The sequence below is a fragment of the Mycobacterium sp. DHQP2018-32-09 genome, assembly GCF_058148405.1.
Map to the genome: position 1 here is coordinate 41637 of NZ_JBYVYK010000004.1, position 17324 is coordinate 58960.

The following is a 17324-nucleotide window of genomic DNA, read 5'->3' on the forward strand; positions in this document are numbered from 1 at the left end:
CGGATGTGGTGCCGGGGCGAATTGGCTGTACTTCTCCTCACGTTCGATCGGCCGAGGAGCGGATACATGCCGGACACCCCACGCACCGCGAGACCGCGCGGCGTCTCGCGCCGCAACTTCGTCAACGGACTGGGGATCGCCGGCCTCGGTGGCGTCGTGGTGGGCGGTGGCGCGGCGTGGACGGTCAAGCCGGCGGGGTCGGGGCTGGCCGGTGGCGGTGCGACGGGCGCGCCCATCACGATCGGCAGCGTGGCGCCGCTGACCGGCCCGTACTCCGGTGACGGCCAGGAGATGGTGCGCGGCGCAGAGATGGCGCTCGACGACGTCAACGGCGCAGGCGGGGTGGCGGGCCGTCCGGTTCGGCTGGTCACCGCCGACATCTCCGATCAGGCCCCGGAGAACTTCATCCAGGCCGCCCAGCGACTGGTGTCGCAGGAACGCGTGTCCGCGGTGTTCAGTGGCTACACCACCACGACGTCGGCCGAGTACCAGATCTACGGCGATGCGGGTGTGCCGATGCTGCATGCCAATACGCTGCAGGACAACACCGACTTCGTCGTCGAGCACGGCATCACGAACATCTACCAGGTGTGCCCCACCGAGATCTGGTACGCCGAGGGCTTCATCCAGCTGATGCGGCGGTGGATCGACTCTGGCACGTGGCGGCCGTCGGCCAACACCGCGGCCGTCATCGCCAGCAACGATTCCTACAGCATCTCGATCGCCACCGTCTTCCAAGACGGCCTCCGAAAGCTCGGGTGGGACATCACGTTCTACGACGAGGTGACCGCGCCCAACGCGGACTGGGGACCGCAGCTCGCACGCATCCGCGCCAATCCCCCGGGGCTCATCTTCATCACCGACTACCTGGCCGGTGACCTCGCCAGCTTCGCCACGCAATTCGCCAGCGCACCAACGCCTTCGCTGCTGTATCAGCAATACGGACCGAGCGTGCCGGAGTACCTGGACCTGGCCAAGGGTGCCGCCAACGGCGTGCTGTGGTCCACCACCATCGGCACCTTGCCCGACCAGATCGGCACCGACTTCCGCCAGCGGTACCAGGGCAAGTACGGTGCGCCGGCCGGCTTGAGCCAGTCCGGCGCCCAGTACGACGCCGTGCGCCTGTGGGCGCGGGCGGCCGCCCAGGCCGGTGATCCCGACGACTTCGCGCGCGTGAACCAGTTCCTCAAGGCCACCGTGTTCCGCGGCGTCGTCGGCACGTATGCGTTCGATCAGACCGAGCTGACCGCCGTGCCCTATCCCGACAAGGTCGACGACCCCAGCCTGGCGATGCCGCACCTGACCTACCAGATCCAGGACGGCAAGCAGGTGCTGCTGTCACCGGACCCGTACACGCAGGGGCGTTTCGCGCTGCCGCCGTGGCTGGCCGGCCGATGACCCCGATCTTCGAAACCGACGCCGTGACCAAGCGTTTCGGCGGTCTGACCGCCGTCGACGGGGTGTCGATGCGGGTGCTCGAAGGCCAGATCTTCGGCATCGCCGGGCCCAACGGGGCAGGCAAGACCACGTTCTTCGACCTCGTCACCGGGTTGGTGCGCACCGACGCCGGCGAGGTGCGCCTCCGCGGCGAGTCGATCGCGCGGGCCAGCGTCACGCAGATCTGCCACCGGGGCATCGCGCGCACGTTCCAGCATCCGGCCGTCTTCGACACGCAGACGGTGTTGGCGAACGCGGTCGTGGGAGCTCAGTTCGGCAGCGGCAGAAGCTGGTTGAGCGCGCTGCGCAAGGATCGTGCGGCGCTCGACGCCGCGTGGTCGGAGCTGGAGTTCACCGGTCTGGCAGCCGTCGCACGGCAGCAGGCCGGGCCGCTGCCGGTCTTCGACAAGAAGCGGCTGATGATCGCGTCCGCTTTGGCCACGGGCCCGGCGATGCTGTTCCTGGACGAACCCTTCGGCGGCCTCACTCCTCCCGAGATCGACGACCTGATGGACCTGCTGGCCAGGATCAAGCGCCGCGGAGTGACGATCGTGCTGATCGAACACGTCATGCGGGCGCTGATGGCCCTGTCGGACCGCGTGCTGATCCTCAACCAGGGCACCGTGCTGTTCGAGGGCACGCCGCGCGAGGTCGCGGCACACGAGGACGTCGTGCGCGTGTACCTGGGGGAATCCCCGGCCGAGACGGATGCGGAGTCCGACGATGAATGACGTCTTGCTCGAGATCCGCGATCTGACCGCGGGATACGACGCGACCACGGTGCTGCACGGTGTGGACCTGACGGTGCGCGCCGGCGAGTTCACCGTGGTGATCGGTCCCAACGGTCACGGCAAGACCACGCTGCTGCGTGCGGCGAGCGGGTTGGTGACGCCGCGCACGGGTGTCATGTCGCTCGCAGGACGCGACATCACGCACCTGCGACCCGAGCGCATCGCCGCGTGCGGTCTGGTGCACATCCCGCAGGGTGACCTGCTGTTCCCCGACATGACCGTGCTGGAGAACCTGACCCTCGGCGGGTTCCTGCGCAAGGAGGGGCGGGCCGCACGCGCACGCAGGTTGTCCGAGGTCTACGAGATCTTTCCCCGGCTCGCCGAACGCTCCAACCAGCGTGCCCGCACGCTGTCGGGCGGTGAACGCCGCATGGTGGCGCTCGGGCGGGGGCTGATGGCCGATGCGGTCGTCCTGATGATCGACGAACCCAGCCTCGGCCTGGCACCCGTCCTCGTCGACGAGGTGTACGCCCAGATCGCCCGTATCCACGCCGCCGGACAGACGATCCTGCTGGTCGAGGAGAACTTCTCGCGAGTGCGCGACGTCGCCGATCACCTCGTGCTCCTCGAGAACGGGCAGGTGCGAGCGTCGGGCACCGTGGACCGGGTGCTCAGCGATCCCGCGGTGGCGGCCACCTACCTGGGGATGTCGTCGTGAACCTGCTCCTGCAGACCCTCGTCAGCACGGTGGTGCAGGGATCGATCCTCGCCCTCATCACCATCGGCATGAGCCTGGTGTACGGCACGTTGCGCGTGCTGAACATGGCTCAGGGCGTCATGGTGATGGTCGGCGGCATGGCGGCCTACGTCTTCGTCGCGGACTGGGGCATGCCGGTGTGGCTGTCACTGGTGTTCGCCGCGGCGGTGGCGTTCGTCCTGGGCGTGCTGACCTATTACGCCGGCGTACGGCCGTTGGTCGGCAGGATCGGCATCGACTTCGAGATGACGGCGTTCATCTCCACGTTCGCCATCGCGACCATCGTGCAGAGCCTCGTCCTCGCCGTCTTCGGCCCACGACAGAAGCCGTTTCCCGAGTTGCTCGCCGGCCGTGTCGATCTCGTGGCGGGTGTGTCGATCACGTTCCACTCGATCCTGATGGCCGCCGTGGCGATCGTGGCACTGGTGGGGCTCGGCGCCTTCCTGGCGCGGTCGCGCTATGGATTGGCCATCACCGCCGTCGCACAGAACGGTGACGCGGCACGGTTGATGGGCATTCCCTCCGCACGCGTCTACGTGCTCACCATCGGCATCGCCGCGGCACTGGCCGGCGTCGCAGGCGTGCTCCTGGCGCCGGTGTACTTCGTCTACCCGAACGCCGGTGATCTGCCACTGCTACAGGCCATGATCGTGGCGATCTTCGCGGGTCTGGGCAGCGTCCGCGGCACGGTCATCGCGGCGTACGTCATCGGGTTCGTCCAGGCTGCGGTGTCCATCTACTGGAGTTCCACGTTCGCGTTGCCGGTGCTGTACGCGTTCATCCTCGTCGTCCTCCTGGTGCGTCCGTGGGGAATCGACGGCAAGCCGCAGGAGGCCCGGCTGTGAACATCCCGACCCCGACGAACATCCCGACCCCGACCCGCGCAGCGCGGCACGCCTGGTCGGCGCGTGAGATGGGGTGGCCGCGCCCGCGCTGGATCGCGTTGACCGCCGCGCTGCTGTTCGCGGTCGTGCTGCCGTTCGCCGTGCCGGACCGCAGCTGGCTGTCGGTGGCCATCCTGGGCGCGGTGTGGCTGACGTTGAATCAGAGCTGGAACCTGGTGTTGGGCTTCTCCGGGGTGTGGCATTTCGGGCAGCTGGCGGTCTACGCGATCGGGGCCTACGTCGCCGCCTTGACCAGCCTGCACACCGGGCTGCCCGTGGTGGTGTCGATTCTGCTGGGCGGTGTGGCCGCCATGGCGGTATCGGTCCTGCTGTCGTTGCCGGCGCTGCGACTGCGCGGAATCTACGTGGCCCTCATGACGTTCGGCTTCGGCGAGGTGGTCAGGCTGCTCGTCGTCGCCGATGGCACCGGCCTCACCGGAGGCACGTACGGTCTGTCCGGCTTCTCCGGGTTCGGCGCCGACTCGCTCGATGCCCTGACCCGCGACCGCGTGCACTACGCCGTCGCCGTCGGTGTCGCGATGCTGACGGCCGGCGCGATCTTCGCGCTGGTGCGGTCTCCGCTGGGCTCCGGACTGGTGGCGCTGCGCGACAATCCGACGCTCGCGGCGGCACGCGGCATCAGCCCCCGCGTCATGCAGATGGTCGTCTTCGGCATCTCCGGCTTCTTCGCGGGCCTGGCCGGCGCGGTGTACGCCTTCGCGTTCCGCGTCGTCGCGCCCACGCTGATGGGTCTGGCCCCCATGACGCTGTTGGTCACGATGCTGGTGGTCGGCGGGCTCGGGACCGTCACCGGACCCATCGTCGGCACCGTGATCATGGCCTTCGTGCAGGCGCGGCTGCAGAGTTGGCCGGACGTCCGGCTCATCGTGCTGGGACTGATCCTGCTCGTCATGATCGTGGCCGTGCCCCGCGGCATCGTCGCGTTCGCCGGGGGTTACCGGCGGCGGCTCGACGACTGGATCGACGAGGACACCGACGAGGACACCGACGAGGACACCGACGAAGACGAGGCGCCGGACGCCCCCGGGGCGCCCCCGCCACCTCGGTGACGGCTATGACGATCGCGGCCGCGTGAGGTTGTCGGGTTCCAGGATCGTCGCCAGCTCGCTTGCCGTCAGCAGGCCGCGATCGAGCACCAGCGACGCGATGTCGGAATCCGACTGCAACGCATCGGCGGCCAACCGCGTGGCCGCCTCGTAGCCGATGTACGGGTTCAGCGCGGTCACCAGGCCGATCGAATGGTCGACCTGCGCCCGCATGTGCGCGACGTTGGCCGTGATGCCGACGACGCATCGGGTGCGCAGGGTGTCGCACGCCGCCCTCAGGTGCGCCAGCGACTCGAACAGGCTGTGCGCGATCAGCGGCTCGAAGGCGTTGAGCTGCAACTGACCTGCTTCGGCGGCCATGCTCACCGCGATGTCGTGGCCGATCACCTCGAATGCCACCTGGTTGACGACCTCGGGGATGACGGGATTGACCTTGCCCGGCATGATGCTCGAACCCGCCTGCACGGCGGGCAGATTGATCTCACCGAGGCCGGCGCGCGGACCCGACGACAGCAGCCGTAGATCGTTGCAGATCTTCGACAGCTTCACCGCGGTGCGCTTCAGTACCCCCGAGAGCTGCACGAAGGCGCCGACGTCCTGGGTGGCCTCGACCAGGTTCGACGCGGTCACCAGCGGCAGTTCGGTGATTCGCCGCAGTTCCTCGCACACCGCCGCGGCATAGCCTCCCGGGGCGTTGAGCCCCGTCCCGATCGCGGTGCCGCCGAGGTTGATCTCCGAGATCAGCGACGCCGCCTCACCCAGGCGGTCGGCATCCTCGCCGACCATGACGGCGTAGCTGCCGAACTCCTGGCCCAGCGTCATGGGCACCGCGTCCTGCAGTTGCGTGCGCCCCATCTTCAGGTGCCCGGCGAACTCGACGGCCTTGTCGGCGAACGCGGCCACCAGTTCGGCCATCGCCAGCCGCAGGCGGTGCACGGCGAACTGCAGTCCGACCTTGAGCGCCGTCGGGTACACGTCGTTGGTGCTCTGGCCCAGGTTGACGTGCTCGAGGGGGTGCAGCGTCGCGTAGTCGCCGCGCGGGTGGCCCAACAGCTCCAGTGCGCGATTGGCGATGACCTCGTTGGCGTTCATGTTCGTCGACGTACCGGCGCCGCCCTGGATCACGTCGACGACGAAGTGCTCGTGCAGCGCGCCCGCCTTGATCTCGTCACAGGCCGCCACGATCGCGTCCGCGCGTGCGTCATCGAGTGCGCCCAGGCGTCGATTGGCCTGCGCCGCAGCCTGTTTCACGCAGGCCATCGCGACCACCAACTCCGGATGCCGCGAGATGGGGGTACCGGTGATCGGGAAGTTCTCCCGGGCGCGGGCCGTGTGCACGCCGTAGTAGGCCGTGACGGGCACCTCCCGGTCGCCGAGAAGATCGTGCTCGACGCGCACGTCGGCGGTCACGAGGCGTTCCCGGCAGCCGACAGACGTCGTCGCGTCGCCGCATCCGTGGCGGCGTCGACGAGCGTCAGCGCCAGCGCGTCGGCGCCTTCCACCACGGCGCGATCCGCGGCGGCCGAGATCGCGGCCGCGGCGAACTCGGGCTGGTGGTTGACCGCGGGCAGCGAGCCGATGCCGATGTAGGGGTGGATGGCGGCGACGTGTTGCGAGACGTTGCCCATGTCGGTCGACGCCCGGTTCATCAGCGAGTCGGGTCCCGTGTCGAAGCGCCTGCCCAGCTGTTCGGCTCGCCGCACGTATCCGGCGAGCAGGCCTTCGTCGGTGCGGAACTCGGCGTATGGCTGACTCTCCGCGGTGATGGTCAGCTCGCATCCGGTGGCGTGGGCACCTGCCTCGAAACACCGGTTCACGCGGCGTTCCAGCGCCTCGAGTTCGGTGAGCGTCCCGGCACGGACGTACCAGCGCCCCTCGGTGCGCTCCGGGATGACGTTGGGGGCCTGGCCGGCGTTGGTCATCACCCCGTGCACGCGGACGTCGCGCGGAAGCTGTTGGCGCAGCAGGCCGATGGCCACCTGGGCGATGGTGAACGCGTCGGCGGCATTGACCCCCCGATCGGGGTAGGCGGCGGCGTGTGCCGACTTGCCGTCGTACTGGACGTGACTGTGCGACACCGCGTACGGCTCGGCACGCGCCACGTCCACCGGACCGGGATGCACCATGGCGGCCGCGTGCACGCCCGCGAAGGCGCCGCGGTCGAGCATCTCGATCTTGCCGCCGCCCCCCTCTTCGGCGGGCGTGCCGAACACCGACAGCGTGATCCCCAGATCGTCGACGTGGTCGGCCAGGGCCAGCGCGGCTCCGGTGGAGATGGCGGCGATGACGTTGTGCCCGCAGGCGTGGCCCATGCCCGGCAGCGCGTCGTACTCGGCGCACACCGCCAGGTGCAGCGGGCCGCTGCCGCGGCGCGCGAGGAACGCCGTCGGCAGGCCGACGTAGCCGGTCTGCACGTCGAACCCGGCGTCGGCGAGGTCTGCGGCCACGCGCGCCGACGATCGCACCTCCTCCCAGGCGATCTCGGGGTGGGCGTGCAGGTCGTGGGACAGGGCGAGCATGCCGTCGCGGGCGCGCTTCGCCGCCGCCCGCACCCCGTCCTCGAGCGACGTCGTCACAGGTCCCCCGGGACGCCGTAGGACGGTGCGGCCGTGGGATCGATGCCGCGGGTGCGATAGTCGGCCTTCTGCGGTTCCCACACCTCCCAGAGCCGCTGCAGCTCGCCGATCGGATCGTCGTGCCAGTCGACGCGCAGGTCGGTCACGGGCCAGGGCACGTCCTCGACCACCTGCAGCCCCGCCGAGTGCACCGGGCCGGCCTCGCCGCCCGCGGCCGACGCCGCGACCAGGCCGTCGAGCAGTCGCCGTTCGACACTCGCCGCGTCCGACGATGCGTAGCCCTCGTGCAGCGCGGTGATGACGTCGGCGTCGGCCAGCATGTTGCCCGCGGCGGCGGCACCGTCGGCGCGCAGCTCGTGCCGGGTGCCCAACGCCTTCTCCCCCGTGTGGATGGCGGTGCGCCCCTGGGTGTCCACGACGATCAGCTGGCGATGCGCGGCGTGCCGCTCCGTGGCGAGCGTCGCCGCGAGCGCCGAGGTGGCGTCGGCCCCTGCCGCCAGCGCGTCCAGGGCGACGGTCCCCAGGTGCGGGTTGGTGACGTTCTGACTGGCCACCGCGCCGACCCCGGCGCGCAGGTGCACGCAGCGCGCGGCCACCGCGGGACTCGACGAGCAGACCACCATGCCGAACGCGGCGCCGTGGCGCACCACGAGGGAGAACGTCACGACGCTGCACCGCTGAGCACCGCGGTGGCGTCGATCTCGACCAGCCACTCCGGCCGGGCCAAGGCGTCGACCACCAGACCCGTGGACACCGGATGAACCCCCTTGAGCCAGCGCCCCATCACGCGGTACACGGTCTCGCGGTAACGCACGTCCACCAGGTAGACCGTCACCTTGACGATGTCGGCGAGGCTGCTGCCGGCCTCCTCCAGGAGCATCGCGATGTTGGCCATCGCCTTCTCGGCCTGGGCCTCCACGTCCCCGATACCCACCGATTCGCGGGTGTCGAGGTCTTGACCGATCTGTCCGCGCAGGTACACCACGCCGCCAGCCACGACGGCCTGGCACAGGTCGTTGTCGAGGTTCTGTTCCGGGTAGGTGTCGCGGGTATTGAACGGCCGGATCCGGCGGTGGGTGGCGCCGGCGGGGGTCGCGTCGCTCATGAGGGTTCCTCTCGGGGTTCAGCGTTCGGCGAGTGCCGGCGCGCGGTAGGCGAGGTAGCTGCGTTGGATGGCGATCTGGTCGGCCAGGTACTTGGCGTCGTGCCAGACACCCCAGATGAAGCTCGATCCTCGCCGCGACTGCCACGGAAGGCCCAGGAAGTAGACGCCGGGTTCGCTCGACACCCCCCGCTGATGCCGGGGCCGGCCGTCGGCGTCGAACGCGTCGACCTGCAGCCAGCCGTAGTCGAAGGCGAAGCCGACCGCCCAGACGATCGACGTGATGCCCGCGGCCGCGAGGTCGAGTTCGAGGATCGGGTCGGTCATGCACTGGGGATCGGGTCCGAAGACGCGCGCCTCGGGTTCTGAGGGCAGGTCCAGCCCGTTGCGTTCGACGTAGGCGTCGGCCTCGTCGAGCATCGACAGGTAGTTCGCGTCACCGCTCTCGATGTTCGCCCGGAGGTCGGGCGCGAACGTCAGCACGCCGTCGGCGTAGGGGCCGGCCATGCCCAGCAGCGTGATGCCGCCGGCGGCGAGCGTGCGGAAGTCGACGGTGTGTCCGCCGTGGGCGCCGCTCACGGCGATGGTCACGTGCTCGGCACCGCGCGGCGGTGCCGCCATGTCCCACTTCCCCAACACGCCGAGCCACCAGCAGAAGTCACGGCCGCGATAGCTGCGCGGCGGACGGTCGTGCGGTCCGACGGCGAGGTACACCCGGCGGCCGGACTGGCGGAGTTCGTCGGCGATCTGCACCCCCGACGATCCTGCGCCGATCACCAGGACCGCGCCGTCGGGCAACTCCGCCGGGCGGTGATACCCGCTGGAGTGCACCTGGTGGACGTTCGCCTCGGCGGGCACCACCGGCGGGACGACGGGCTTTTGGAACGCCCCGGTGGCCGCCACGACGAATCGTGCGTCGATGGTGCCCTGGGACGTCTCGGCACGGAAACCCAAGGCGCCTGGGCGCTTCCGCACCGACGTCACCTCGACGCCGGTGCGGATCGGGGCGTCGACCTTCGCGGCGTACGCCTCCAGGTAGCGGGCGACCTCGTCCTTGCCGGCGAATGCATCTGCGGGAAGGTCGAATTCGAGACCGGGAAAGCGGTCGTGCCATGCCGGCCCGTTGGCCACCAGCGAGTCCCATCGCCACGACCGCCACCGTTCGGCGATCCGGTCACGCTCCACCACGAGGTGCTCGACGCCCTGGGCGCCGAGGTGCTCGCTCATCGCGATCCCGGCCTGACCGGCGCCGACGACGAGCACCTCGATCTCTTCGCTCGACAACTTGACCTCCACTCGGCACGGACTCGGCGCATGCGGGGCACGGACTGGGGCACCGCTGCCGTTCCATGGTTGGCCGCGAGCCTGCATCTGTACAGCGCATAGATCCGATGTACGGCATCGAGGAAAGCGATGTACGCAGGTGGGACGGTCAGACGCCGGGCGGATTGGCGAACAGGTCGCGGCACAGTTCGGCGACCACGCTGGCCCGCCGCGTCGGTCGTGCCGCCACCGCGTCGAGCAGGATCACCGTGAGGGCAGGCGGATCACCGCTGATCGGGATCGCCGCCACGGCATGGCCGTCCAGCGCCGTCGACACCGCCGCCCGCAGGTTCAGCACGCAGTAGGCCAACCCGCGCCCCACCAGCGCGCGACAGGTCTCCACCGTCGTCGACCGGTATCGGATGTTCGGCGTGATGCCCGCGGCGGCGAAGACGCTCTGGAAGTACTCGCGGCTGTGCGGCAGGTCCAGCAACACCATGGGTTCGTCGGCGAGTTCGGCGAGATCCACCTGCGCCCGGCCCGCGAGGCGGTGCTCACCGGAGACCAGCACGTAGGGCGGCAGGCTGAACAGTGGCCACCGCTTGAGCCGCGGGTCGTCGACGAGGTCGTACCCGATGCCGAGTTCGAACGTACCGTTGGCGACACCCTCGGCCAGGTCGGCGAGGTCGACCTCGGTGGTCACCAACCGCAGCTTGGGCAGCGTCTGCGCGGCCACGGCCAGCAGCTCCGGCAGCAGGTAGGGAGCGACCACCTGGAAGCAACCGATCGACAGCGTGCCCGACAACGATGTGCCCAATCCCTGGGCGACGGCCCGCAGGTCCGCAGCCGAGGCCAGCAATTGCCGACTGGCGACCAGCAGTTCGCGGCCCGCCGGCGTCAGGCTGATGCCCCTGGCGTGGTGGCGGACCAGCAGCTGCACCGACAGCGCGGCCTCCAGATCCGCGAGGGCCGCCGACATCGCCGACTGCGACAGGTGCACCGCGGCCGCCGCCCGGGTGACGCTGCCGGCCTCGGCGACGGCGACGAAGTACTCCAGTTGCCGCAGCGTGTAATCCGACATCGCGCCTCCTCCTGCATCAGGAAAACTGATCCTAGGGTTCGGAAACACCGGCTGTACAGCTGCACTCGCGGTTGCGAGGGTAGGAGACGCCACCGGATCCGCCTCGAAGGAGAACACGTGACGACCACTGAACGGGCCCATCCGCAGACGCTCGACGAGTGGACGCGGGAGGCGGCGGCCGTGCGGCCCCGTAACGGAGTGTTCGTCGACGGCGGGTTCCACGACGCCCGATCCGGCGCCACCTTCGACTGCGTCAACCCTGCCACCGGTGCCTTCATCACCGCCGTGGCCTCCGGCGACGCCGCCGACGTCGACGCCGCAGTCCGTTCGGCGCGAACGACTTTCGAACGCGGCGAGTGGTCCCGCGCCGCGATCGCGGACCGCAAGCGGGTGCTGCTGCGCCTCGCGGAGCTGCTCGACGAGCACCGCGTCGAGCTGGCGCTGCTCGACTCGATGGACATGGGCAAACTGGTCACCGAGGCCTTCACGGTCGACGTCCCCTCGGCCGCAGGACTCTTCGCGTACTACGGCGAGGCGATCGACAAGATCAACGGCGAGATCGCCCCCACCGCACCGGGCAACCTCGCGCTCGTCACCCGCGAACCCCTGGGCGTCGTCGGCGCCGTGACGCCCTGGAACTTCCCGCTCGACCTCGCCGTCTGGAAGGTCGCGCCCGCCCTGGCCGCCGGAAACTCGGTGGTGCTCAAGCCCTCCGAACGCGCGCCGCTGTCGTCGCTACGACTGGCCGAACTGGCCATCGACGCGGGGCTGCCCCCCGGCGTGTTCAACGTGGTGCCGGGCTTCGGCCAGACCGCGGGCGCCGCGCTGGGCCGGCATCCGGGCGTCGACGTCCTGGCGTTCACCGGTTCCACCGCCACCGGCAAGCAGTTCCTGCGCTACGCCGCGGAGAACCTGGTACAGGCGTGGGTGGAGTGCGGCGGCAAGAGCCCCAACCTGGTGTTCGCCGACGCCGATCTGGACCGCGCCGTCGAGATGGCGTTGTTCGGCGCCTTCTACAACCAGGGTGCGGTGTGCTCCTCCAATTCCCGCCTGCTGGTACAGGACTCGATCGCCGAGACGTTCACGAGCCGGCTGGTGGACCGCGCGGCGGAGATGGTGCCCGGCAACCCACTCGATCCGGCCGCCACGCAGGGCGCCCTGGTCGACGCCGCCCACACCGACCACGTGCTGGGCTTCGTCGACCGGGCCCGCGCCCACGCCACCGTGCGCGTCGGGGGCCGGAGGGCGCACGACGGCTGTTTCGTCGAGCCCACCGTGGTCACCGGGCTCGATGCGGGCGCCGAGCTGGTCACCGACGAGGTGTTCGGCCCCGTGCTGGCCGTACAGACCTTCGCCGACCAGGACGAGGCCATCCGCATGGCCAACGACACCGTCTACGGGCTGGCGGCCTCGGTGTGGACCACCGACCTGCGCCGCGCACACACCGTGGCGGCGGCCCTGCGCGCGGGCACCGTGTCGGTCAACACCGTCGACGCGCTCAGCGCGCAGACCCCGTTCGGTGGCGTCAAGCAGTCGGGCTTCGGCCGCGACCTGTCGCTGCACGCCCTGGACAAGTACACCGCGCTCAAGACCACCTGGATCACGTTCTGAGGCAGGACCCCTCGCCGAGTGTGGGGGTTTTCGAATGCATCGCCCGCGGTGCCGAGAACCCCCACATTCGGCGTGTCAGACCCGGTGGGCCGCCGCATCCTCGGCGATGAGCACGCTGGCCCGCTCGGCGACCGTCATGATCGTGCCGACGGGGTTCACCGACGGGATCGTCGGAAACACCGAGGCGTCGACCACCCGCAGGGAATCGACCCCGCGCACGCGCAGTCGCTCGTCGAGCACGGCCATGGGGTCGTCGTCGGCGCCCATCCGACACGTACCGGACACGTGATAGACCGTCTGGTGCGTCGCGCGCAGCGGCGTCGACAACTCGTCGTCGGTCACCAGATCGGCGCCGGGGAACACCTCGCGACCGATCCAGTCCGCCATGGGCGGCGCCGCGGCGATGCGCCGCGCCGCTCGGATGCCGGCGATCAGCGTGGCCTCGTCGGCGCCGTCGGCGTCGGTGAAGTAGCGGTAGTCGATGCTCGGCGCGTCGTCGGCGTCGGCCGTCGTGATCCACACGCGGCCGCGGCTCTTGGGCTTGGAGACGTTGGGGGCGATCGAGACGATGCGCTCCGGCAGCGTCACGCCGTAGGTGACGGCGTGGTCGGCGACGGCGTCGACCGGGAAGTGCATCAGGACGTCGGGGCGGGCAGGGCCGCCGTCGTCGTCGAGCCGTACCGCGGCACCGGCGTCCCAGCCGGTCGCCCGCGTCACCGGGACGTCGCGCCGGGCCTCCCAGACGATCAGGCCCTCGGCGTGGTCCATCAGGTTCTCCCCCACCCCTGCCAGGGCAACCCGTACCGGCACGCCGGCCTCCTGGAGCACCGCGCGGGGACCGATCCCGGACAGCTGCAACAACTTCGGCGTGTCGATGGCGCCGCAGCACAGCACGACCTCGCGGGTCGCGCGCATCTCGGACTCGGCGTTCTCGCCGTCGCGGACCAGCACGCCGACCGCGGCACCGTCCTCGATGAGCACCCGCACGGCCCGAAGACCGTGGGCGACGCGGAGGTTGGGGCGCGTGCGCAGGGCCTCGTGCAGGTAGTGCACCGACGTCGACGACCTCAGGTGCGTCTGCGGCGTGTACCCGATCTCGAAGAAGCCCGTACCGGTACCCGTCGCCGCGAAGTCGGGGTCGGAGTTCCATGCCTGCCGGGCCGGCAGGTCGAGCGCTCGGCGCGCCGACTCGACGACGTCGGCCACGTAGGGGTTGCGGTCCTTGGCCGCGACGGGCGTGATGGGCGCGGCGATCCGGTCGTAGCAGGGATTCAGCGTCGCGGAGTCCCAGCCGCGCGCGCCCATCGCGACCCACTCGTCGAGGTCGGCGGGGAGCGGGCGCCACGTGATCATGGTGTTGGCCGTCGAACATCCGCCCAGGATGCGCATCCGGGCCTGCCGGATGTGCGAGTTGCCGCGCGCCTGTTCGACACTGCGGTAGTCGTAGTCGTACTCGCCCTCGAGCATCTCCGCCCACCGGCGGATGTCGAGGGCGCGGGGTTCGTCGGCGTCGGACGGACCCGGTTCCACGACCACCACGGAGACGTCGGGGTCCTCCGACAGGCGTGCCGCGACGATGCAGCCCGCCGTGCCGCCGCCGACGACGACGTAGTGCGGGGCCGTCATACGACGGTCTCCCGGGCGGGGGTCGTCGCCGGAGCGGCCTGCGCACGCATCTTGGGCCGCATCAACACGTAGTACAGCGGGCAGATGACGGCCAGTCCCACGATCCACGACACGTCGACCCCGCCGATGGCGGCGGCGATGAAGCCGGTGAACAGCGTGGTGGACAGGAACGGGATCTGCACGGCGATGCCCGCGAAGTAGCATCCGATGGCGATCCAGTTGAAGCGCCCGTACCGCCCGCCGTCGCGTTCGAACAGCGCGTCGATGTCGTAGTGGCCGTGGCGCAGCAGGTAGTAGTCCACCAGGTTGACCGCCGTCCATGGGATCAGCACGCACAGCAGCAAGGCCAGGAAGTTGGCGTAGTTCGCCAAGAAGTCCTCGGCACTGACCAGAGCCGGGACGAGCGCGACGACGAACAGCACGACCGAGACCACGGCCCGGCTGCCGGCACGCGGCTGCCATCGCGGGAACACGTTCTGTCCCACGGTGATGGTCGACAGCGTGCCGCAGTACAGGTTCATCGCGTTGGTCGCGGTGATGCCGATCGCGAAAATGGCGAACACCCCGGTGCTGACGCCGTGCGTGAGGGCCGAGAGGCCGTCGAGGGTGTCGTCGTCCGGTAGTGCCGCGCCCACCAGCACGCCCAGCAGCATCGGCAGCACCGAGCCCAGCACACAGCCCGAGTAGGTGCCCCAGAACGCCGCGCGCTGGCCGGTGTCCTTCGGCATGTAGCGCGTGTAGTCGGAAACGTATGGCGCGTAGGCGATCTGCCACAGCGCGGCCACCGAGAGCGTCGCCATGAAGCCGGCCCAGGTGAAGCCGTCGGTGTGCCACGTGCCGTCCGGAACGCCGTTCACGCCGACGATCCACACGAACGCGACGAGCAGCGCGCCGCCCGCCACCACGGACAGGATCGCGGTGACACGGTGGATCAGGCGGTAGCCCACCATGGTGGCCACCACGCTGATCACGCCGATGACCACGATCGCCCAGTTCGTCGGGAGCCCGGTGACCTTGGCCAGGGCCTGCCCGCCGAGCACGGCGTTGGACGCGAAGAAGCCCAGGTACATGAACACCACCAGGACGACCACCAGCAGGCTGCCGTACGACCCGAACTGGGCTCGCGTCTGCAGCATCTGCGGCACGCCCATCTGCGGGCCCTGCGCGGCGTGCAGTGCCATGACCACCGCGCCGACGACGTTGCCCAACAGCACCGAGGCGACGCCCGCCCACAGGGGAAGACCGAACACCGTCGTCGACAGCGCGCCGGTGATGATGGTCAACAGCATGATGTTCGAGCCGAACCACACGGTGAACAGGTCACGGGCGCGGCCGTGACGCTCGTCCACCGGGATGTGTTCGATGGTCCGGCGTTCGACGGTTCCCGCACCCGGCAATTCCCCGCCCGGTACGGCTCCACCTGGGACAGCGGCGTTCATGGCTACCCGCTTTCACGATCGTGCTTGCACGCGGGGTGTCCGCGGTCACTCGAGTATTGGCGTCCGGCTAAGCCGGATAAATCACGAAGAATCTCAGGACTACATCGATTTTGGCGATCCAGTGGTCACCGCCGCGTCGACCGGCATCGCCGCAGCGTGGCGCCCCTCGAGGCGCAGTGGGCGCGCCGCCAGGTAGCCGACGATGCCGAGGACCGCCAGCGCGGCCAGCGTGCCGAGGGTGAACACCTCGAACACCACGGTGCTGACCCCCCAGGTCTCCTCGAAGTCGTAGGGCAGCCCGAACAGTGCGTCGAGGGTGCCGGGGAACACCGCCACCCAGCTGCCCAGCGCCACCCAGCCGAAACACACCGCACCGAGCACGCGGAACCCCCTGTCGGACACGGGCACCCGGAACGGTCGCACGACGTCGGGGAACGCCGTGCGCAACCGGACGGCCGCGGGGATCGAGATCAGGTAGCTCAGCAGGAACGTCGACACCGAGATCGAGAGCACGACCCCGAACACCGCCGCCGCGGATCCGCTGACCTGCATGGCCGCCAGCATGAACACCGTGCCCACCACACCCGAGAGCAGGTTGACCCGGACGGGGGTGCCCAGCTTCGGGTGGAAGCGCCCGAAGAAGCCCCGGAAGAACGCTCCGTCGGCAGCCGCCATCGCCTGCATGCGATCGCTGATGATCATCCACGCCGACCCCTGCGTCATGAGCACGAGGGCGAAGACGATGCCGGTCAGCGTCAGCATGAACGGCGCGGCCGAACCGTATACGCCGTACACGGTGGCGACGGCCTCCATGAGTCCGCCGATGCCCGTGATCTGCTCGGCCGGCACCACGAGGAGGATCGCCGCGATCGGGAGCAGGTAGGCGGCCGCCGCGATCGCCGCGGACCGGGCGATCGCGACGGGCACGTCGCGGGCCGGCTTCTTCATCTCCTCGGCGGCGCTGTTGCCCGATTCGAAGCCCAGGTAGGAGAACAGCAGCAGCGGCGTGACGCCCAGCAGACCGGCCAGCGTCGGCGAGAAGTCACTCGCGGTCAACCCGGCGAAACCGTGGCGCGCGGCGTAGATGCCCGCGGTCACGATGAAGCTGGCCAGGAACAGGATCTTCATGATGGCGCCGAGGTTGGGGATCCACTTGCCGTGCTTGAGGCTGACGACGGCCGCCAGCACCGTGAGCCAGATGAACACCACCTTGAACGCGTAGTCGGTGCCCGAGCCGTGTTCGAACGGCGTGACGTACTGGCTCCAAACCTCCGCGGCGATGAAGGTGCACGACCCGCCGACCCAGACCGGCTGCGTCACCCACGTCAGCAGGGCCGCGATGGCGGCCACCGGTCTGCCGAACGCGCGCCGCACCCAGACGTACACACCGCCCTCGTCGGTGAAGGTGCTGCCGATCTCGGCGAAGATCAGTCCGTAGGGCACCAGGAACGTCACCGCGAGGACGAGGGCCCACGTGAACGTCTGACCGCCGAAACTGGACACCTGGCCCAGCACTTCGATCGACACCACCGCGGCGACGATGAGGAAGATGACGTCGAGCCGACCCAGCGACTTCTGCAGGTGCTGGGTCTCGCTGGCGGCCCGCGCGGTTCGTTCGTTCGCGCTGACTTCGATTGGCTTGTCTGCGGCCATCTTTCATGCCTTTGCTGTCGGGTGGTCGGGACGCTGATCTGCTCCCGCGAGATAAGACACTGAGGCCCGGGTGCGGTGAAGTAAAGACGTCTTTTCC

At 69.7% G+C, this 17324-nt stretch carries 15 protein-coding genes; 6 read left to right on the forward strand and 9 right to left on the reverse strand.

Features of this window, described 5'->3' with window-relative positions:
* The first annotated feature begins 66 nt into the window (after positions 1–66).
* The 5 genes from AC30CM_RS03435 to AC30CM_RS03455 are packed head-to-tail and all read left to right on the forward strand — an operon-like array spanning position 67 to position 4879.
* Positions 67–1398: an ABC transporter substrate-binding protein gene (locus tag AC30CM_RS03435; protein ID WP_490115422.1), complete on the forward strand. Its 1332-nt coding sequence runs from the start codon at positions 67–69 to the stop codon at positions 1396–1398.
* The gene (locus AC30CM_RS03440; RefSeq protein ID WP_490115423.1) at positions 1395–2168 is read left to right on the forward strand and encodes an ABC transporter ATP-binding protein; all 774 of its coding nucleotides are present in this window, start codon (positions 1395–1397) and stop codon (positions 2166–2168) included. Before AC30CM_RS03435 ends, AC30CM_RS03440 begins: the two co-directional genes overlap by 4 nt.
* Positions 2161–2886, forward strand: a complete 726-nt coding sequence (locus AC30CM_RS03445) for an ABC transporter ATP-binding protein (protein ID WP_490115424.1) — start codon at positions 2161–2163, stop codon at positions 2884–2886. The genes AC30CM_RS03440 and AC30CM_RS03445 overlap by 8 nt, the downstream gene beginning before the upstream one ends.
* A complete protein-coding gene (locus AC30CM_RS03450) occupies positions 2883–3770 on the forward strand; it encodes a branched-chain amino acid ABC transporter permease (RefSeq protein ID WP_490115425.1) in 888 nt (295 codons plus the stop codon). The genes AC30CM_RS03445 and AC30CM_RS03450 overlap by 4 nt, the downstream gene beginning before the upstream one ends.
* On the forward strand, positions 3767–4879 hold the full coding sequence (locus AC30CM_RS03455) for a branched-chain amino acid ABC transporter permease (protein WP_490115426.1): 1113 nt from the start codon (positions 3767–3769) through the stop codon (positions 4877–4879). The genes AC30CM_RS03450 and AC30CM_RS03455 overlap by 4 nt, the downstream gene beginning before the upstream one ends.
* 3 nt (positions 4880–4882) lie before the next feature.
* Here AC30CM_RS03455 and AC30CM_RS03460 read toward each other — a convergent pair whose 3' ends face one another.
* The 6 genes from AC30CM_RS03460 to AC30CM_RS03485 all read right to left on the reverse strand — a co-directional run bounded on the left by AC30CM_RS03460 (position 4883) and on the right by AC30CM_RS03485 (position 10898).
* A complete protein-coding gene (locus AC30CM_RS03460; protein ID WP_490115427.1) occupies positions 4883–6286 on the reverse strand; it encodes an aspartate ammonia-lyase in 1404 nt (467 codons plus the stop codon).
* Positions 6283–7395 (reverse strand): M20 family metallopeptidase, encoded by a 1113-nt coding sequence (locus AC30CM_RS03465; RefSeq protein ID WP_490115506.1) that lies wholly within the window; start codon positions 7393–7395, stop codon positions 6283–6285. The genes AC30CM_RS03460 and AC30CM_RS03465 overlap by 4 nt, the downstream gene beginning before the upstream one ends.
* Positions 7396–7448: 53 nt before the next feature.
* Positions 7449–8117 (reverse strand): DUF1028 domain-containing protein, encoded by a 669-nt coding sequence (locus AC30CM_RS03470; protein WP_490115428.1) that lies wholly within the window; start codon positions 8115–8117, stop codon positions 7449–7451.
* A complete protein-coding gene (locus AC30CM_RS03475; RefSeq protein WP_490115429.1) occupies positions 8114–8557 on the reverse strand; it encodes a RidA family protein in 444 nt (147 codons plus the stop codon). The genes AC30CM_RS03470 and AC30CM_RS03475 overlap by 4 nt, the downstream gene beginning before the upstream one ends.
* 18 nt (positions 8558–8575) lie before the next feature.
* Entirely contained in the window at positions 8576–9838 is a 1263-nt protein-coding gene (locus AC30CM_RS03480) for a flavin-containing monooxygenase (RefSeq protein WP_490115430.1), read from the reverse strand.
* A gap of 148 nt (positions 9839–9986) precedes the next feature.
* Positions 9987–10898: a LysR substrate-binding domain-containing protein gene (locus tag AC30CM_RS03485; protein WP_490115431.1), complete on the reverse strand. Its 912-nt coding sequence runs from the start codon at positions 10896–10898 to the stop codon at positions 9987–9989.
* A 117-nt stretch (positions 10899–11015) separates the two neighbouring features.
* On the opposite strand from AC30CM_RS03485, the gene AC30CM_RS03490 reads away from it, so the two are divergent.
* On the forward strand, positions 11016–12509 hold the full coding sequence (locus AC30CM_RS03490; RefSeq protein WP_490115432.1) for an aldehyde dehydrogenase: 1494 nt from the start codon (positions 11016–11018) through the stop codon (positions 12507–12509).
* Between the two features lie 75 nt (positions 12510–12584).
* Here AC30CM_RS03490 and AC30CM_RS03495 read toward each other — a convergent pair whose 3' ends face one another.
* The 3 genes from AC30CM_RS03495 to AC30CM_RS03505 all read right to left on the reverse strand — a co-directional run bounded on the left by AC30CM_RS03495 (position 12585) and on the right by AC30CM_RS03505 (position 17227).
* Positions 12585–14135 carry a GMC family oxidoreductase gene (locus AC30CM_RS03495; RefSeq protein ID WP_490115433.1) on the reverse strand — a complete coding sequence of 517 codons (1551 nt, stop codon included), beginning with the start codon at positions 14133–14135 and terminating at the stop codon, positions 12585–12587.
* Complete coding sequence (locus AC30CM_RS03500) at positions 14132–15574, reverse strand: purine-cytosine permease family protein (protein ID WP_490115434.1); 1443 nt, start codon at positions 15572–15574, stop codon at positions 14132–14134. Before AC30CM_RS03500 ends, AC30CM_RS03495 begins: the two co-directional genes overlap by 4 nt.
* A 99-nt stretch (positions 15575–15673) precedes the next feature.
* Positions 15674–17227 carry an APC family permease gene (locus AC30CM_RS03505; RefSeq protein ID WP_490115435.1) on the reverse strand — a complete coding sequence of 518 codons (1554 nt, stop codon included), beginning with the start codon at positions 17225–17227 and terminating at the stop codon, positions 15674–15676.
* Positions 17228–17324 lie beyond the last annotated feature (97 nt).